The sequence below is a fragment of the Nonomuraea sp. NPDC048882 genome (assembly GCF_040649755.1).
GTDB lineage: Bacteria > Actinomycetota > Actinomycetes > Streptosporangiales > Streptosporangiaceae > Nonomuraea > Nonomuraea maheshkhaliensis.
Genome location: NZ_JBEZGB010000008.1, coordinates 101793 through 119982, shown reverse-complemented (window position 1 = coordinate 119982; position 18190 = coordinate 101793). Strand labels below are relative to the sequence as shown.

At 69.7% G+C, this 18190-nt stretch carries 15 protein-coding genes; 7 read left to right on the top strand and 8 right to left on the bottom strand.

The window, feature by feature from the left end:
• Nucleotides 1-258: 258 nt before the first annotated feature.
• From AB0C27_RS28000 to AB0C27_RS27970, 7 genes are all read left to right on the top strand, one after another.
• The gene (locus AB0C27_RS28000; RefSeq protein ID WP_357849236.1) at nt 259-1626 is read left to right on the top strand and encodes an extracellular solute-binding protein; all 1368 of its coding nucleotides are present in this window, start codon (nt 259-261) and stop codon (nt 1624-1626) included.
• A complete protein-coding gene (locus AB0C27_RS27995) occupies nt 1623-2573 on the top strand; it encodes a sugar ABC transporter permease (RefSeq protein WP_346109045.1) in 951 nt (316 codons plus the stop codon). Before AB0C27_RS28000 ends, AB0C27_RS27995 begins: the two co-directional genes overlap by 4 nt.
• Complete coding sequence (locus AB0C27_RS27990; RefSeq protein WP_346109047.1) at nt 2573-3484, top strand: carbohydrate ABC transporter permease; 912 nt, start codon at nt 2573-2575, stop codon at nt 3482-3484. Before AB0C27_RS27995 ends, AB0C27_RS27990 begins: the two co-directional genes overlap by 1 nt.
• Entirely contained in the window at nt 3484-4551 is a 1068-nt protein-coding gene (locus AB0C27_RS27985) for an ATP-binding cassette domain-containing protein (protein ID WP_357849232.1), read from the top strand. Before AB0C27_RS27990 ends, AB0C27_RS27985 begins: the two co-directional genes overlap by 1 nt.
• Nucleotides 4551-5627, top strand: coding sequence for an ABC transporter ATP-binding protein (locus AB0C27_RS27980; RefSeq protein WP_357849229.1), 1077 nt, complete (start codon nt 4551-4553; stop codon nt 5625-5627). The genes AB0C27_RS27985 and AB0C27_RS27980 overlap by 1 nt, the downstream gene beginning before the upstream one ends.
• 37 nt (nt 5628-5664) lie before the next feature.
• On the top strand, nt 5665-7125 hold the full coding sequence (locus AB0C27_RS27975; RefSeq protein WP_357849226.1) for an NAD-dependent succinate-semialdehyde dehydrogenase: 1461 nt from the start codon (nt 5665-5667) through the stop codon (nt 7123-7125).
• A 67-nt stretch (nt 7126-7192) separates the two neighbouring features.
• Nucleotides 7193-8431, top strand: a complete 1239-nt coding sequence (locus AB0C27_RS27970; RefSeq protein WP_357849223.1) for an iron-containing alcohol dehydrogenase — start codon at nt 7193-7195, stop codon at nt 8429-8431.
• A gap of 36 nt (nt 8432-8467) precedes the next feature.
• On the opposite strand, the gene AB0C27_RS27965 is transcribed toward AB0C27_RS27970, so the two are convergent.
• The 8 genes from AB0C27_RS27965 to AB0C27_RS27930 form a co-directional block, all read right to left on the bottom strand.
• Nucleotides 8468-9808 (bottom strand): cellulose binding domain-containing protein, encoded by a 1341-nt coding sequence (locus tag AB0C27_RS27965; RefSeq protein ID WP_357849220.1) that lies wholly within the window; start codon nt 9806-9808, stop codon nt 8468-8470.
• 441 nt (nt 9809-10249) lie between these two features.
• The gene (locus AB0C27_RS27960; protein WP_357849218.1) at nt 10250-11305 is read right to left on the bottom strand and encodes a hypothetical protein; all 1056 of its coding nucleotides are present in this window, start codon (nt 11303-11305) and stop codon (nt 10250-10252) included.
• Nucleotides 11302-11559 (bottom strand): acyl carrier protein, encoded by a 258-nt coding sequence (locus AB0C27_RS27955; protein ID WP_357850245.1) that lies wholly within the window; start codon nt 11557-11559, stop codon nt 11302-11304. Before AB0C27_RS27955 ends, AB0C27_RS27960 begins: the two co-directional genes overlap by 4 nt.
• Nucleotides 11560-11564: 5 nt before the next feature.
• Complete coding sequence (locus AB0C27_RS27950; RefSeq protein ID WP_357849215.1) at nt 11565-12755, bottom strand: radical SAM protein; 1191 nt, start codon at nt 12753-12755, stop codon at nt 11565-11567.
• A 23-nt stretch (nt 12756-12778) separates the two neighbouring features.
• Nucleotides 12779-13747 carry a phosphotransferase gene (locus AB0C27_RS27945; protein ID WP_357849212.1) on the bottom strand — a complete coding sequence of 323 codons (969 nt, stop codon included), beginning with the start codon at nt 13745-13747 and terminating at the stop codon, nt 12779-12781.
• Nucleotides 13747-14766 (bottom strand): MupA/Atu3671 family FMN-dependent luciferase-like monooxygenase, encoded by a 1020-nt coding sequence (locus AB0C27_RS27940; RefSeq protein WP_357849209.1) that lies wholly within the window; start codon nt 14764-14766, stop codon nt 13747-13749. The genes AB0C27_RS27945 and AB0C27_RS27940 overlap by 1 nt, the downstream gene beginning before the upstream one ends.
• On the bottom strand, nt 14756-16219 hold the full coding sequence (locus tag AB0C27_RS27935; protein WP_357849206.1) for an AMP-binding protein: 1464 nt from the start codon (nt 16217-16219) through the stop codon (nt 14756-14758). The genes AB0C27_RS27940 and AB0C27_RS27935 overlap by 11 nt, the downstream gene beginning before the upstream one ends.
• Nucleotides 16216-17937: a condensation domain-containing protein gene (locus AB0C27_RS27930; protein WP_357849203.1), complete on the bottom strand. Its 1722-nt coding sequence runs from the start codon at nt 17935-17937 to the stop codon at nt 16216-16218. The genes AB0C27_RS27935 and AB0C27_RS27930 overlap by 4 nt, the downstream gene beginning before the upstream one ends.
• Nucleotides 17938-18190: the final 253 nt, after the last annotated feature.

The following is an 18190-nucleotide window of genomic DNA, read 5'->3' as shown; positions in this document are numbered from 1 at the left end:
CATGCTCGACGTCCTGCTCGGTTCGCCACCGGACCGTACAAGGACCGAATTCCCGACTGCTTGAAGCCCCACCACGTCGCGGCGCATGCGTGACTCCGGTCCGCGGGTCAGCCCTGCGCCGGCCGGTGACACGCCCGAACAACCCAGTAACCGCTCGGCGAAGCACGCAGCAAGGCTCCAGAAGTCCCCGCCCAGAAAGCAGGCGAGAAGATGCGGTATCCCCGACGAAGAGGACGACTGTCCGTTCCAGGGCGAAAAGTGCGGCTGGCGACGGCGGCCATGGTGGTGGCCACGACCATGGCGGCCTGCGGCGGCCAGAACGACAGCGCCCCCAAGGCGCCGGCGACCATTCCGGAACTCACCAAGGATCCGCTGACCCTCAGCTTCATCTGGTTCGACTGGCCCCCCGCCCACGCGCTGGAAACCTTCGCCAACGCGGAGTACACCAAGCTGCGGCCGAACGTGACCATCAAGGTCAAGACCGTGCCGAACGCGAACTGGCACGACGCGATGTTCACCCAGTTCGCCGCGCACAAGACCGACTTCGACATCCCGATCCTGGACTCGCAACACATCGGCGAGGCCGTGACGAACGGCAACATCCTCGACATCACCGACTTCGTCAAGAAGAACATCGACGTCAAGGCCTACAACCCGTACCTCCTGGCGGCCTACGGCCAGTTCCCCCAGGCGGAGACCGGCAAGCGCGACGAGAACGCCAGCCTGTACGGACTGCCGCTGCTCGGCGACACCTGGACGATGATCTACCGCAAGGACCTGATCGGCGACCAGCCACCGCAGACCTGGGACGAGATGATCTCGGTCGCCGAGAAGTGCCAGGCGGACAACCCCGGCGTCAGCGGGCTGGCCTTCCACCAGGCCAACGGCTCCGACGCCGCGGCCGTCACCTACAACACGGTCAACGGCGTCTACGGCGGCAACCTCTGGAACCCGAAGACGCGCAAGATCAACGGCGTCCTCAACGACGCCGCGGGCCAGGAGGCGATGGACGTCCTGGTCAACAAGATGAAGCCGCTGACCGCCAAGGGCTCAGGCAACTGGTTCATCGACGAGGTGAACGCGGCTGTCGCCCAGGGCAAGGCCTGCATCGCGTTCAACTGGATCGCCGCGAGCGGCGGCCTGCTCGACCCGAAGCAGTCGACGCTCGGCACCACACGGGAGCAGATTCTCGGCAAGCTGGGTTTCGCCACCCTGCCGAGCCAGAAGACGAACCTGGTGCCTCTCGGCGGCATGGGGATGCACGTGTCGGCCTATTCCCCCGAGGCGAACCAGGCCGAGGCCCTGAGCTTCATGAAGTGGTTCGAGCAGGCCGACATCCAGAAGAAGTGGGCCGCGGCCGGTGGCGTGCCCTCGCGTACGGACGCCCTGGAGTCGCCCGAGTTCCTCGACGCCGCGCCGTTCAACCAGGTGTACACCGACTCGGTGCCGCGGATGCGGGACATGTGGAACGTGCCCGAGTACGCGCGCCTCGTCGACATCGAGAACACCAACGTGAACGCGGCTCTCAACGGCGCGAAGACACCGAAGGAGGCGCTCGACGACATCGCCAAGGAGCAGCAGAGCGTGCTCGACGCCGCCGGAGGCAAGGGCGGCGGCGGACTGTGAGTGACTCCGCCCCCCTGACGACCGACCAGCCCGGGCGGGTGGCGTCCGCGACGCCGCCCGCACCGGGCCGGTCCCGCCGCCTGAGCGACCGCGGGCTCGCCGTGGCCTTCACCTCGCCCGCGCTGCTGCTGTTGCTCGCCATGTCGGTGTTCCCGTTGCTGTGGGCGGTGTACCTGTCCTTCACCGACTACTCGGCCACCCGCGGGGGGCCGGCCCAGTTCGTCGGGTTCGGGAACTACACCGCCATCCTGGCTTCTGAGCAGGTTCACCTGAGGGCCTTGACGACGCTGGTCTACGTGGTCGGCGCGGTCACCCTGCAGACCGTGCTCGGTTTCGCCATCGCCTACCTGATCTCACGGCGCACGCGCGGGCGAGGACTGCTGACCACGCTGTTCCTGGTGCCGATGATGCTGTCGCCGGTCGTGGTGGGGCTGTTCTGGAGGTTCATGCTCGACGCGCAGTTCGGCGTGGTCAACAGCATGCTCGGCTCGATCGGCCTGGGGCAGGTGGAGTGGCTCACCGGGCAGCGAACGGCACTGATCTCCCTGATCCTGGTCGACACCTGGCAGTGGACGCCGTTCATCATGCTCATCGCACTCGCGGGCCTCACCGCGGTTCCCCGGTACCTGTACGAGGCCGCCTCGATCGATCGGGCGTCCGAGTGGTTCCGGTTCCGCACCATCACGCTTCCCCTGGTGTGGCCACTGCTCCTCATCGCCGTGCTGTTCAGGGCCATCGAGGCCTTCCGGCTGTTCGACCTGGTCTACATCCTCACCAGCGGAGGTCCGGGGGTCTCCACCGAGACGTTGTCGTTCCACGTCTACAAGGTCGCGTTCCTGGGCTTCAACACCGGGACCGCCTCGGCGTACGGGATCCTGATGATCCTCGTCGTCATCATCCTCACGCAGCTCTACCTGCGCTACCTGAACAAGCTCAAGGAGGACTGATGGCCGTCTCCGTCGACGAGGCCGTGTCCACACGGCCCGCCCGGGATCGGAGGTCCCCCACGCGCCGCTTCGGCGGCCGGGGCCGCTCCGCGCTGGAGGTCGCGCTGCTGACCGTGCTGGCCGCCGTGATGCTCTTTCCGGTGCTGTGGATGATCGAGACGTCCATCAAGGAGAACCGGGACGTCTACGCCATCCCGGCCAAGTTCTTCGACTTCAAGGTCACCATGGACCATTACAAGGACGTGTTCGTCGCCTCCGGCAGCGGTCGTTCGACCCTGTCCGTCGCGTTTCTCAACTCCGTCGTGGTCGCCGGGGCCTCCACGGCGCTGGCCACCGTGCTGGGGGTGCCGGCGGCCTGGGCCTACTCGCGCTTCGCGATGAAGGCCAAGAAGGACCAGCTGTTCTTCATCCTGTCCACCCGCTTCATGCCGCCCGTGGTGGTCGTGATCCCGATCTTCCTCATGTACCGCCAGGTCGGGCTCATCGACAGCAAGCTCGGCCTGATCCTCATCTACGCCGCGTTCAACGTCCCGTTCACGATCTGGATGATGAAGGGGTTCGTCGACGAGGTGCCCGCGGAGTACGAGGACGCCGCCATGCTCGACGGCTACACCCGCTTGCAGGCGTTCTGGCGATACACCTTGCCCCTGCTGCTGCCCGGCATCGCCGCGACGGCGGTCTTCGCGCTCATCTTCTCGTGGAACGAGTTCGTGTTCGCCATCTTCCTCACCTCCAGCGACAGCGTGCGGACGGCCCCGCCCGCCATCGCCGGCCTCATCGGCGGAACCACCGTGGACTGGGGTCTGGTGGCCGCCGCCTCCGTGGTGTTCGCCCTGCCGGTGCTCGTCTTCGCCTATCTGGTGCGCAAGCACCTCGTCGCCGGTGTGACGCTCGGGGCGGTGCGACGCTGATGGCCGGCATCGAGGTGAGCGCCCTGCACAAGCGCTACCCGGACGGGACGGTCGCGGTCGATCACGTGGACCTGTCCATCCGCGACGGTGAGCTGTTCGTGATGCTCGGCCCTTCGGGTTGCGGCAAGACGACCACACTGCGGGCCGTAGCCGGCCTGGAGCGGCAGACGACAGGCGACATCCGCATCGGCGACACGCTGGTCAACGACCTGCCGCCGGCCGAGCGCGACATCGCCATGGTGTTCCAGTTCTACGCGCTCTACCCGCATCTGCGAACCCGCGACAACCTGGCCTTCCCGCTGCGGGCCGAGGGACTGCCCAAGGCGGAGGTGCACGAGCGGGTCGACGAGGCCGCCCGGCTGATGCGGCTCGGTCCGCTCCTGGACCGGCGGCCGCGCCGGCTGTCCGGCGGGGAGCAGCAGCGCGTCGCGCTCGCCCGCGCGCTGGTGCGACGGCCGCGCGCGTTCCTCATGGACGAACCGCTCACCAATCTGGACGCGGAGCTGAGAGCGGACATGCGCACGGAGATCAAGCACCTGCAGGGGGAGCTGGGGACGACGATGGTCTACGTCACCCACGACCAGGTCGAGGCCATGTCGCTCGGCCACAGGATCGCCATACTCAACAAGGGCCGCGTCGAGCAGATCGGCACGCCGCTGGAGGTCTACGACCGTCCGGCGAGTCTCTTCTGCGCCGCGTTCATCGGCTCTCCGCCGATGAACCTGATCGAGGTGGAGGTGGCCGACGGGAAGCTGCGCGGTCAGGGCGGACTGGTCCTCACGCCACCGCCGGGCCTGCCGCGCGACCGTCGCCTGGTCGCGGGCGTCCGGCCGGAGGCGCTGGAAGTCACCGAACCACAGGCGGAACGTTCGGTCCCGGCCCGCGTGGTCTCGGCGGAGTGGCTCGGCGACGAGATCATCTACGTGGTCGACCACGGCGGACAGAGGGACGTACGGGTGCGGATGCCGCCGACCGTCCGTTTCGCCGCTGACGCACCGGTCGGGCTGCGGCACACCGGCGGGACTCCGGCGGTCTACGACGTGCACACGGAAGAGCTGGTGGCCTGATGGGAACCGTGGCGGTGCGCGGGCTGCGCAAGTCCTTCGGCAAGGTCCAGGCCCTGGACGGGGTGACGCTGGACGTTCCGGACGGATCGTTCTTTGTCGTGCTCGGACCCTCCGGGGCGGGCAAGACGACGACCCTGCGCGCGATCGCCGGCCTGGACAAGCTCGACGCCGGGTCGGTGCATCTGGACGGGAGGGACGCGACCGGTGACGCCCCGGCCGCACGCGACCTGGCCATGGTCTTCCAGAACTACGCCCTCTACCCGCGGCACACGGCGTACGAGAACATCGCTTCGCCGCTGCGGGCACGCCGCTGTTCCGCGAGCGAGATCGCCGCCGCCGTCGAGCGGATCTCGAGCCTGCTGCACATCGAACGGCTGCTGCAGCGTCGTCCGGCGCAGTTGTCGGGCGGCGAGATGCAGCGGGTCGCCCTGGCCCGGGCGCTGGTACGTCACCCACGCGCGTTCCTCATGGACGAGCCGCTGACGAACCTCGATCTCAAGCTCCGGGTCGAGATGCGCACCGAGCTCACCCGCATCCACCGCAGCCTCGGAGCGACCTTCGTCTACGTCACCAACGACCAGGTTGAGGCCCTGTCCATGGCCGACCAGGTCGCGGTGCTCAAGGAGGGAAAGGTGCAGCAGACCGGAACGCCGGCCGAAGTGTACGAGCGTCCGGCCAACCAGTGGGTCGCGGGATTCGTTGGGAGCCCGCCGATCAGCCTGCTCGCCTGCCACGCCGAGGGAGATCGTCTGGTCGGGGCGGAAGGCTGGACGCTGCCGCGGCCCCGCTGGACCACGGCCGAGGACGGTCGCCCGCTGCTGCTGGGCGTGCGCGCGGAGGACCTGTCCGTCGAGCGGCGGGGGGACGCGTCGTTGCCGGGTGAGCTCTACGGCCTTGAGCCGCTCGGTGACCGGACGGTGGTCGACGTCCGGGTGGGGACGGAGATCCTCAAGGTCAAGGCACGGACCACCGTCACCGGTACGCCGGGCGAGCGGTTGCTCGTCACGGTCGACCTGGACCGTGCGCACCTGTTCGATGCGGGCACCGGGCTGGCGCTGTCCGAAGCCGGAAGGTGATCGGTGGCGCATCGAGAACTGCACAGGAGGCGGCGCGATGAGTGACCCGATGAACGTCCTGGCCCCCGAGCACCGGCGGCTGCGGATCGGCGACGCCTGGCGCGACGCCGCCGGCGGAGCCACCTTCGCCGTCGAGGACCCGGCCACCGGCAAGACCATCGCCGAGGTGGCGGACGCCGGCGTCGCGGACGGGCTCGCCGCCCTGGACGCGGCGAGCGCGGCGATGGCGGAGTGGGCGGCGACCCCGCCGCGACAACGGTCGGAGTTGCTGACCGCGACGTACCGGGCACTGATCGGGCGATCCGAGGAGGTCGCCCGGCTGATCACGCTCGAGATGGGCAAGCCGCTCGCCGAGGCCAGGGGAGAGGTGGCCTACGGCGCCGAGTTCTTCCGCTGGTTCGCCGAGGAGGCGGTGCGTGTCGAGGGACGCTACAACACGGCTCCCGCCGGCGGATATCGCATCCTCACCGTACCGAAGCCGGTCGGACCGTGCGTCTTCGTGACGCCCTGGAACTTTCCGCTGGCCATGGGTGCCCGCAAGATCGCTCCCGCGCTGGCGGCGGGCTGCACGACGATCACCAAGCCGGCCGCCCAGACGCCACTCACCATGCTGTTCCTGGCCCGCATCATGGAGGAGGCCGGCGTTCCCCCGGGGGTCGTCAACGTCGTGACCACCGAGCGGGCCGGCGAGGTGGTCTCAGCGCTGCTGGCCGACCGCCGGATCCGCAAGCTGTCGTTCACCGGGTCGACCGAGGTCGGGCGGCTGCTGCTGCGACAGGCGGCGGACAACGTGCTGCGCACCTCCATGGAACTGGGCGGCAACGCGGCCCTGATCGTGTGTGCCGACGCGGACCTGGACGTCGCGCTCGACGGCGCCATGGTGGCCAAGATGCGCAACATCGGGGAGTCCTGCATCGCGGCCAACCGGATCTACGTCGAGGAGCCGGTGCGCGAGGAGTTCACGGCGCGCTTCACCGAGCGGATGGGCGCGCTCTCGGTGGGTCACGGTCTCGACGACGGCGTGGACGTCGGGGCGTTGATCGACGAGGCGGCGGTCACCAAGCTCGACGAGCTCGTCGCCGACGCGGTCGATCGCGGCGCCCGTGTCCTGGTGGGCGGCGAGCGTCCGGACGGGCCGGGCCACTTCTACCCGCCCACGGTCCTCGTCGACGTGCCCGAAGACGCCCGGATGCTGCGGACGGAGATCTTCGGCCCGGTGGCGCCGATCATCTCGTTCACGTCCGACGACGAGGTGATGGCGCAGGCCAACGACACCGAGCACGGCCTGGCCGGATACGTCTTCACCCGTGACCTCCGGCGGGCGCTCCGGTTCGCCGAGGGGCTGGAGACGGGGATGGTCGGCGTCAACCGTGGCCTGATCTCGGACCCGTCGGCTCCGTTCGGAGGCGTGAATCAGTCCGGGATCGGCAAGGAGGGGTCGCACGAGGGCATCCTCGAGTACCTCGACGTCACCTACGCGGCGATCGACCTGCCGTGACCGGCACGGATCCGCCGGAACCCGGGGGTCCAGCACATCACCGCCGACGTTCCAGAGAGGCACCGACATGCTTGAGACCGTCCGCGGACCACGCCAGCTGATCGTGGGCGAAGGGGTCGCGCAGAACATTCCACGCGTGGTGGCCGAGTGCGGCTCGCGCGTCCTCATCGTGACCGACCGGGTTCTTCTGGGGCAGCCGGGCGTGGCCGAGATCGTGGCCGCCGTACGGGAGAAGGTCGAAGCCGTCGAGGTGTTCGCCGACGCGACTCCGGACGTGCCGCTCACCGACGTCGCCCTGGCCGTCTCGGCCGCCGCAGAGGTGGACGCCGACGTCATCCTCGCCATCGGAGGCGGCACGGTGATCGACCTCGCCAAGATCGTCGGCGTCATCCGATGCCACGGTGGGACGCCGCGCGACTTCTACGGCGAGTCGAAGGTGCCGGGGCCGACGATTCCTCTCGTCGCGATCCCGACGACGTCGGGCACCGGCTCCGAGCTCACGCCCGTCTCGGTGCTGACCGACCCGGACCGCGAGCTGAAGGTGGGGGTCTCCAGCGTCCACATCGTGCCCGACTTCGCCATCGTCGACCCCGAGCTCACCTACACCTGCCCGGCGACCGTCACCGCCCACTCCGGCATCGACGCGTTCTGCCACGCGGTGGAGAGCTACACCGCGCGGCCCCGGCCCCACGGACCGCGCGATCCGGTGGAGCAGGTCTTCCTCGGCCGCAACCCGATCACCGATCACTACGCGCTCCTGGCCGCGGAGCGGATCGCCCGCAGCCTGCCCCAGGTCGTCAGGGACGGAGGCGACAAGGACGCGCGCGCGGACATGTCCTACGGGTCCATGCTGGCCGGGCTCGCCTTCGCCCACGCGGGCAACGCGGCTCCGCACGCCCTCCAGTACCCCATCGGCGCAGCCACCCACACACCGCACGGCCTGGGCGTCGGGCTGCTGCTGCCCTACGCGCTGGACGCGGCCAGGGACGCCATCGGTGACCGGCTGGCCATCCTGGCCGGGGTGTGCGGGCTCGACGTGACCGGCGCCTCGGAGGCCGAGGCCGCGGAGACGTTCCTCACCTGGCTCGACGGGCTCCTCGCCGGCATCGGCATTCCTCCTACCTTGGCGGACATCGGCGTGGCACGCGCCGACCTCCCGCGCTTCGCGGAGATGGCCGGCGGTGTCACCCGCCTGATCCAGAACCATCCGGGCCCGACCGACACCGCCAGCTTGACCGCGATCCTCGAAGCGGCCTGGCTCGGGGACCGGACCCGGCACGTCCTGACTCCAGAGCAGAGATGGTGACGGCCTTTCCCATATCGGAAATCGTCTGGATGTCGTTCACGGGCTGGTGCAGGCGTATCCGGACGGCAGGGCCGTGTCGCCGCCGGGACGGCCGGCCTGGAAGCCGAGGCTGGTGGTGCCGGCTCCGGGGGCCAGCGTGCCGTTGAAGCTCATGCTCCTGGCCGTGACGGTCTGCCCGCTGGTGGTGACGGTGGCGTTCCACGAGCCGGTCAGCGTGTGCCCGGCCGGGAGCGTGAAGGTGACCGTCCAACCGTTGATCGTCGAGGTACTGGTGTTGGTGACCGTCAGCGGCTGGATCACGTACCCGGTACCCCACTGGGTCTGCACGGTCGGCGTGGCTGTGCAGGCTCCGGTGGTGCCGCCGCCGCTGGTGGTGACCTGGACGGTGTCGGACACCGGCGAGAGGTTGCCGGCGGCGTCCCGCGCGCGGACCTGATAACGGTAGGTGGTGCTCGGTGTCAGGCCCGTGTCGCTGAACGAGGTCGTGGCCGAGGTGCCGGCCTGGGCGAAGGTGCCGCCGGTGGCTCCGGGTGCGCGCAGGATGTCATAGCCGCTCACCCCGACGTCGTCGGTGGAGGCGGTCCAGGACAGGTTGGTGCCGCCGGCGGTGGTGCCGGAGGCCGTCAGCCCGGCAGGGGCGGTGGGTGGTGTGGTGTCGTTCGTGCCCCCCTGGAACTGGTTGAAGAAGTTCCACACCACTGCCTTGGTCCAGGTCCGTGCGCCGTCGTCGGCGGTGGACCCGTCCACGGGGCCGGGGGTATGACCCCCGTCGAACGCCGCCCATACGACCGGGTACCCGGCTCGGCATCCCGAGTAGGCGGTGACGATGTGACTCAGGCTGCCCTGTGCCGGCTCAGGAGGGTTCTGGGAAGTGCAACCGTTGTTCCTGGCGAACGTGTCGCGCAGGGACCGGCCCAGCGAGATGTTGAGCACGTCGTCCCTGAGACCGTGCAGCCCGAGGTAGGCGATGGGCTGGGTGCCGCCGGCGCAGCCGCTGAGCTGCGCGCCGGAGTAGACGGCGACCGCGCGGAAGACCGTCGCCCGGGCGCAGGCCAGGGCGTAGCTCATGCCGCCGCCGTAGCTGAAACCTCCGGCGAACCGCTGCGTGGTGTCGACACACAGGTCTGCTTCGATCAGCCTGATCAGGTCGTCGACGAAGGTCAGGTCTTCGCCGCCGGAATTGGCCCAGCCGTTGTTCAGGCCCTGGGGGGCGACGAAGATCGCGGTGTTGTTCGCCAGTTGCCTGAGCCCGTAGTAAGACCAGGTGAATCCGCTGGTCCCGCCCGAGTCGACGTCGTTGGCGGTGCCCCCTCTCCAGTGGAACCCGAAGATCAACTGGTAGGGATTGTCGTTGCGGTAGTTGTCGGGAATTCTCAAGATGAAGGAGCGAGTCCGGCCACCGCTCTGCATCGACTGCGTGCCGCTTCTGAGCGTCGGAGTCTTTCCACAGCCCTGCGTCGGTGCGGCGGCGCTCGCTCCGCGTGACGTGGTCGCGCTGCTGCTCAGCGCCGCACCACCGGTGGCCGTCACGAGAAGCGCCGTGACCGCGACAGCGGCGAAGATGGATCTACCCCGTAACATCACTCACCTGCCTGTCCTCCGTCATGGTGGTGGTGCGACGGAGCAAATCCGAGGCGGCCAGGTGCCGTCAAGGCGCGGCCCGCTCTCCGCCCCGGACAAGCGGCGGCCCATGCCCCTCTTGCTGGCAGGTTTCGCGGCGTTCACCCGGAAACAAACTGAAAGTTTCAGGCCGACGAGCGGTGCCGGCGCCAGGGGCACCACGGCGAGAACGCCCGGGTCGCCGACGTGCCGGGTGATCTACGTGGTGGCCAGCTCCCGTGCGTAGTCGCGGGGCCGGTCCCGCAGGTCGAGCAGGCGCCGGTGCATCCGCGCGAGCGGCTCCAGCGAGAAGCCGGTGTCCCGCCACGTCTCGAACGTGATGCCGATCCCCAGATCAACGCAGAACCGCACGTTGCGATCCTCGTGCTCGCCGTACCCCTCCAGGCCGATGATCGGCGTCGCCGCGGTGAACGCGTCGAGGATCGTGCCTCCGCCCAGCTTGGCCATAACCGCCACGGCGTGCCTGGTCAGGTCGAGTGCCTGGTGGTGGTCCTCGGCCTGCTCATATACGGGCGGCGCTGCGGCGACGATCTCGCCGAAGGGCGGGAAGCCGTCGTCGTGCCAGGGGTTCCAGGAGGGGTCCATCATGAAGCGGCGCGACCCGGGAGCCAGGTCGGGGGCCTCGCCGGCGTCGCGCACCACGAGGTCGAGCGGCAGTCCCGCGGCGCTCAGCTCCGCGGCCCGCTCCAGGTACGTGCCCATCGACCAGCCGCCGCCGTGCGCCATGACGCGCCTGTCCCGATCCTCCCAGCGCAGCGGCGGCTCGGTGGTGGCCCTGATCGTCCAGGGGATGTCGTTGCCGGCGGAGTCGAACAGCCACACCTCCCGATGCCTGTCCAGCGACCCGGCCCGGCGGGCGAAGGACGGCGAGTTGGCCGAGTCGGCGTGGCACACGTCAACGGGCACCGCCCCGAACTCCTCCGCGTAACGCTCCACGACGGGCAGCCAGAGACCGCTGAAGACGACGAAACGGCGGACCTCGTCGTCATGCCAGCGCTTCTGCACCGATGCGATCAGCATCGGGTCGAAGGCGTCCGACAGGTTGCGGAAGAGGCGCTGGCCGACCCGGGCGAGACGGAAGTCGCGCTGGTACGCCTCCTTGCTGGCGGAGATCCTTTCGCGCCGTTCGGGCTGCCAGAACGCCTCCGCCAGGAAGACCTCGCCGGTTGCCCCGAGCTCCTTCAGTCGTCGCCTGAGCAGCAGGCCGGTGACGTGGGCGCCCAGCCCCGGGCCGCCGGTCAGAATCGCGATCATGCCAGGGCGTTGACGTGCGACAGGACGAAACCGCAGAAGGCGCGGATGGAGTAGAGCCCCTCGATGTCCAGCCGGTCGAAGTCGAGCTCCACGTCGAACCTCTCCTCGACCATGAACAGGAAGCTGATCAACTGGATGGAGTCCATGCCCAGCTCGCGGATGATGTCCGCGTCGTCGCCGAGCTCCTCCGCGGTCCAGTCGTCGCCCAGGGCCTCGGCCAGCATCGACTTGATCTGCGGCAGGAGGTCGTCCATCTCGTTCACACTCCGTTCTCGTAGAGCGACGAGCACTTGGAGCAGACGGGCATCAGGCCCGTCGCGCGCAGCGTGGTGCGCACCCGGCGGAAGGCGGGGCTGTGCCAGACCTCCGCCAGCGTCCCGTCCCTGATGTCCCCGACGATGAACTCGGGGAAGAACTTGCACGAGCTGACCTTGCCGTCGGCGTGCACCTCCAACCGGCTGGAGACCGCCAGGCAGGTGGACTTGCCCGCGACCAGCCGGCTGCGGCCGAGGGCGAAGTCGGTGACGTCGTCGAGCGTCACTTCGGGCGTGTAGCGGATCCAGGGCCGCCACACGCGTCCGGCCAGTCTCCTCATCGACTCCCGCAGGACGGGGATGTTGTCCGGTTCGAGGTGGTAGGTGTAGGAGTGCCAGGTGGCCTGGCCAGGCGGGGGCGGCGGGTTGAGCCAGGCGAAGTCACGCGCGTACACGTCGTCCATCCGCGCGGCGGCCTCGGGAGTGATCCACCAGGGCAGCTGGAAGAAGACCGAGTGGAGTTCGAGCTCCTCGGCCCACTCCATGAACTCGTACAGGCGGCCTGCCGTCGCGTTGCTGACCATGGAGTTGACGGTAACCTCGCCCCGATACTCTCCGCTCCTGCGCAGGTCGAGCAGGGTCTTGAGGTTGCGTTCCGTCCGGGAGAACGATCTCGGTCCGCGCAGCGCCTCGTGGTCGGCTTCGAGCCCGTCGAGGCTGACCGTCAGGTTGAGGTTGCTGCCGAGCTTGAGCAGATGCTCCAGGTTGCGCTCGATGAGCAGGCCGTTCGTGCAGATGTTGACCTTGCGCGGGTAACGGAGCAGGAGCTCGGCCAGTTCGGGCAGGCGGCGGTACATCAGCGGCTCGCCGCCCCACAACCAGGTCTTGGGCCTGGTCTCGTCCGTCTCGCGGAGCAGCCGTTCGAGCACCTCGATGTCCAGCTCGGCGGTCACCCGGTCTCTGCGGTAGTCGCGCAGGAAGCCCTGGTCGTTCCACTGGAAACAGTGGTCGCAGCGCAGGTTGCAGGAGTAGGTGAGCTGCAGGCTGAGCTCACTGGGCAGATCGGTGGCGTAGCCGGGATCGGCTCCGACCCCTCTCTTGGTCCGCGACCGCACCGTGAGCTTGCGCCGGACGTCGGCGAACTCGGTCGGGGTCAGCGTCCTGCTGGACCGATTCTCCGTAAACCTTCTCTCCATCTTGGTCATCTCCCTACGCGGTTTCAGCGGATCAGCTGTTCGAGGAGCCCTTTCACGATGCGGTCATGGCGGTCGGCGTCATCGAATCCCCGGGGCTTCTCCTCGATGATCATGATCAGATAGAGGTAGGTCCGGTAGAGGGCGAGCCGGGTGAGCGCGCCCTCGGTGAGCTCCAGGCGGCCGCCGGCCTGCCGGTAGCCCCGGAGCAGGTCCGGGTCGTGCTCGGCCCTGCCGTACACGTCGAGGGAGACGAAGTCGGCCAGCGGGTCCCCCCAGAACGCGCGCTCGTGGTCGATCAGCGCGGCGAGGCGCGGCGGCCGGCGGTCGAGGTCCAGCAGGATGTTGCCGGGCCACAGGTCGAAGTGGACCAGGGCCGGCTCGGTGACCTCGTCGAGCGCGCCGGCGCCGGCCCGTACGGCACGCGCGATCTCGCCGGCCGGCCAGGGCAGGTCGGCGTCGAACCGGACGGCGTCGGCGAGGAGGCCGTCGACCATGGCCAGGAAGGCATCCTTCCAGGTGGCGGCCCTCATCCCGGGCAGGTGCGGGTAGCCGAACTCGGTCCCCCTGACGCGATGGAGCGCGGCGACGTACTGCCCGAGTGTGGCGCGCAACTGCCGGGACTCTTCCTCGGCCAGCCGTTCGGCCACCTCCGACCACGGGATTCCCTCGACCGCGGTCATGATCAGGTGCGGTACGGGGTCGTCGAGGCAGGCGTGGAGCAACCGGGGCTGCGGCACGCCGGTCCCCTCGGCGAGGGGGTAGAACATCGCCTCCGTCCGGATGATGTCCCGCTCGTAGGCGAGGAGCGTGGCATCGGCGGGAGGGCTCAGCTTGAGAACCACGTCGCAGCCGTCGTCCAGCCGGACCCGCCACAGCGCGGCGAACGTGCCCGCTCCCAGCTCCCGCGCGGCGACGGCGCGCCGCCCCAGCGCGCGGTGGACGAGTCCGTTGACCTCGGCCTCGGGCAGGCGCCTCTTGGTGTGCGCGTCCATCAGCGATCACCGCTGTCCAGCAGCTTGCCCAGCTGGTCCAGGCTCCCGAGGACCGCGGACGTCTCCAGGCCGAAGTCGATGAGGCAGGCGATCTCGTCCACCCCGATCTCGGCCAGCCGGCGGACGCGTTCCGCCGCGACGTCCAGTTCGCCCAGCAGGCCCGCCTCGTCGAAGAACCGTTTGACGGCTCTGCGCGTCATGAACTCGACGCCCTTGCGCCCGAGCGCGGCGGGGTCGACGCCGCGCGCCGAGCCCGCGCTCGAACCGAGGTGCAGGCCGACCGAGCTCCGTACGTACGCCGTCAGCGCCTCCCGCACCGCGTCGGTCGTCGGCCCGAGGTAGGTGTGCAGCATCACCGTGACGTCGCCGGGCCGGCCGGCGAGTCCCGCACGGTACTCCTTGATCTTGAGTGCCAGCTCGTCGACGCTCTGGTTGAGCAGGTTGGTCAGGACGCCGACGCCGAGGGCGCCGGCCGTACGGAACGTCTCGACGCTGCCGGAGCTCGTCAGCCAGACCGGGAGCTCCGGCTGGACGGGCGGCGGGAAGATGCGGACCCGTTGCTCCTCGCCCACCCCGGTGACGACGCTCACTTCCTCCCCCCGCCACAGCCGGCGGACCTGTTCCAGCGTCTCGACGGTGATACGGGTCCTGTCGGCGTACCCGCCGGGGTTGAAGGCGAAGTCCACTGCGTGCCACCCGGAGGCGAAGGACACGCCCACCCGCCCGCCGGACAGGTTGTCGACCACGGCCCAGTCCTCCGCGATGCGGATCGGGTGATGCAGCGGGGCGACCACGCTGCCGGCACGGACGGCCACGCGTTCGGTGACCGCGGCGACGGCCGCGCCGGTCACCGCTGAGTTCGGATAGAGCCCGCCGAAGGCGTGGAAGTGGCGCTCCGGCGTCCACACGGCCGTGAAACCGTGCGCGTCCGCGTAGCGTGCTCCCTCCAGGAGCAGCTCGTAGCGGTCGGCGGAAGGCTGCGTGCTGTCGTCGGCGAAGTAGAACAGGCTAAAACGCATCGGCTCTTTCTCTTCCGCGGGGCTTGTCCGGAGGCTGGGGCAGCCGGGGGCGGTCGACCTTCCCGCTCAAGGTACGTGGCAGCTCGTCGAGCCAGACGAACACGGCGGGAATGACGCCGGGCGGGAGCTGCTCGCGCAGATGGCGCAGCACCCGCTGCTCGTGGTGACCGTCCTTGGCGACCACGTACGCGCAGAGCTTTTCACCCGTGAGGACGACGTGGGCGTCGTGGACCCCGGGACAGCGCATGAGCACGTTCGCGACGTCGTCGAGCTCGACGCGCACGCCGTTCACCTTGACCTGCCGGTCGAGTCTGCCCAGGAGCTCCAGGGAGCCGTCCGGGCGGAACCGGCCGAGGTCGCCCGTCCGGAACAGGTGCGGATCGGACGGGTCGAAGCCGCCCTGCCGTTCCCCGAGGTAGCCGTGGAGCGGGAAGGGCGTGCGCAGCTCGACCTCGCCCGACTCCAGGAGCCGCACCGCCACGTCGGGGAGCGGTCGGCCGACGGGGACCGAGTCCGCGGTCGCGTCAGCGGCGGTTATGCGGTGGAAGAGCTTGGTCATCGTGGTCTCGGTAGGGCCGTAGAGGTTGATCAGCTCCTTCTCCGTCCCGAAGAGCTCCTGCCAGGAGCGGACGTCGGAGGGGCGTACCGGTTCTCCTGCCAGCAGGACGGTGCGCAGCTCCGGCAGCGACCCGGGTACCAGGCCCGCCGCCCGGAGAGTGCGGAACACCGTGGGAACGCAGTGGAGGATCTGGACGCGGTCGCTCTCCAGCCAGCGGGCGAGCCCCTGGCCACCGCGGGCGCTGTGCGGAGCCACGACCATCGTCCCGCCTGAGCACAGCGGGACGAAGGCGTCGCGCAGGAAGGCATCGAATCCGGCGGAGGTGAGCGAGGAGACGCGCGTGCCCCTGTCCACGCCCAAGAGGTCGATCTCCCAGGTGACGAAGTGCGTGATCGCCGGGAGGCTGCCTATGACCCCCTTCGGCCGGCCCGTGGTTCCCGAGGTGAAATAGACGTAGCCGGGGCCGTCCGGCTCGCCGCGGTGCCATCGTGCCGGATCCACCGCGTGGTCCCGTACGTCCCGGGCGTCCAGGGTCCGGAACCCCTCCCTGCCGGTCGCGGCCACGACCGGCGATCCGGTCCGGTCGACGACGACCGCTCCCGGCCGCAGGTCGTCGATGGCCATGGCCAGCCGCGCGGGCGGCGTCCGTACGTCCGCGGGGGCGAACACGCGCCCGCAGGCCATGGCCGCGAGCATCGCGGCGACGGTCTCCACCGGATCGGCGCACACGATGAGCACGGGATCGCCGCCTGGGACGGCATCGAGTTCCGCCAGGTACCCCGATGCCCGGGTGGCGAGGTCGTGGTAGGTGGCGATCCGGCTCCTGCCGTGGATCGCGACGTCTCCGGGATGGGTCTGTACGTGGCGCATCCACCGGCCGGCGACGCCGGTCATCCCGGGTGCCCCGTCGTACGGCCCGCGCCCTCCGCCACCACGGGCCGGCTCAACCAGGCGTCCAGGTCGGTCACGTCGTCCGGGGCGTGATCGCAGAGCACGTAGCGGCGGGGTGTCATCGCGGTGGGCCGGTGGGACAGGCCCTCCATGCAGAGCGTGTGCGCCTCCTCGGCGGATCGGACCCGCGGGCCGCGGGCGAGGAAGGCCACCAGCGGCTCGCCCCGGACCTCGGGGAAGACCCGGGCGGGCAGCGGCGCGAGCACCTCGTCCAGGAGCCGCTGCACGTCGCCGACCTGGATCCAGCACGAGTCGACCAGCAGCCAGTCGCCGTCCCGTGGGAGCGGGCCCAGCCCGGTGACCTCGTCCATCCTCGGACGGCTCAGATCCTCCGAGGCCGCCGACAGGAGGAGGGTCTCGATCGCCAGCAGGATCCGTTCGAGCTCGCCCTTGGGGACCCGGTCCAGGTGGCCGGTCCACAGCCGCAGGCGGAGCGTTTCCTCCGCGGCGAACAGGTCGAACCTGAGCATGACGTCGGTCTCCACCATCGGTGTCCAGGTCAGAGTGGTCCCGGCCGGTGCTTCCTGAGGCGGGGAGTCGATCCTGCCCACCACGAGATTGTTGAACAGGGGCTCGAAGCAGAAGCGGACACCTCGCCGACGCTCGGCCTGCGCGGCGAGGCGCGAGCGTTTCTCGACGTCGTAGATCCCGTTCCTGCCCGCCTTCACGGTCGCCAGCCAGGCCTGATGGACACAGCTGTCGAAACTCATGGCCGCCAGGTCGACGCGCATGGGGGCCGACTGGACGAGGGTCCCGAGGTAGTCCGCCGACCGGCTGTCGTACCGGTTGCTGGAGAGCGTCAGGAAGTCACCGGCACTCTGGCCGGTGCGCTGGGAGAGCACGATGCAGACCGCGGCCAGGACGATCGCCGGGCGGCCGGACCCGGTACGCGCCTCTATCGTGGCCAGGGCCGTCGCCGCGGTCGGCGAGCACAGCTCGGCGGCGACCGAGTCGCGCGGCGCGCCCGTGGAGGCGGCCGTGTAGAGGTGGTGCGGCGCCCGGTTCAGCACGCTCTCCCACAGCGTCAGAGCGCTCGCCGTACGGCGTGCCAACGGCGCACGCCGCTCGGCCCAGGCCTGGTCCAGCGGCTGATGGCGGGCCTGCCCGCCCTCGCGGTCCGCGGGGTGACGCAACAGGTGCGCGAACTCGCGGCCGAAGACGGCCAGGCCGAGGAAGTCCGCGGTCAGGTGGGAGAGGTCCATGACGCCGGCGAGGACCTTGCCGCCACGCGTGGCCACGGCGACGCGCAGCGGATGCGTCTTGGGACTGTACGGCGCGCGCGTGTCCAGGAGGTGCCCGAGCTCCGCCGCCTCGACCGGTCGTGTGCCGGCGTCGAAGCGGTGGATGACCAGCTCGCCTGCCGCGGCGACCCGCTGGGCCGGGGGAGGGCCGGCCGCGTAGGTGGAGCGCAGCCCTTCATGGCGGGCCAGCAGAACGGCGAAGGTCTCGGTGACGTCGCTCAGGTCGGTGCCCTCGGGCAGTTCCAGCGCCCACCGCATCCAGCCGTGCGAGTCGGGGAAAGCGTCCAGCCAGCGGAGGATGTTGAGCTGGCCGAGGGTCAGGGGCCCGTCACCGGCGCGATCGCCCTGGAAGGGAACGACGATCGGTTCGCACTCCGTCAGCGTGAGCTCGTGAGCGAGCGCGGTGGAGACGTTCGGCATCGATGCAGATCACCCTCGCAGACACGTGCTTCGCGTGGACTGAAGGACCTTGCTCACCTGCACTCAGCCCATCGCGGAGCCAAGCTGCCGAAAGTTTCGGACTACCCCCGATAAGCTAGCCGGAGCGTATGTGAGCACTTTCTGGTCGTCAAGAGCCGTGTTATCGGCAATCGCGGCATTGAGCGGGCGTCTGCCGCGGGGGAAAGGTGTATTGACCGATTCGCAGAACCGGACATACGCTGCGCAAGATTTC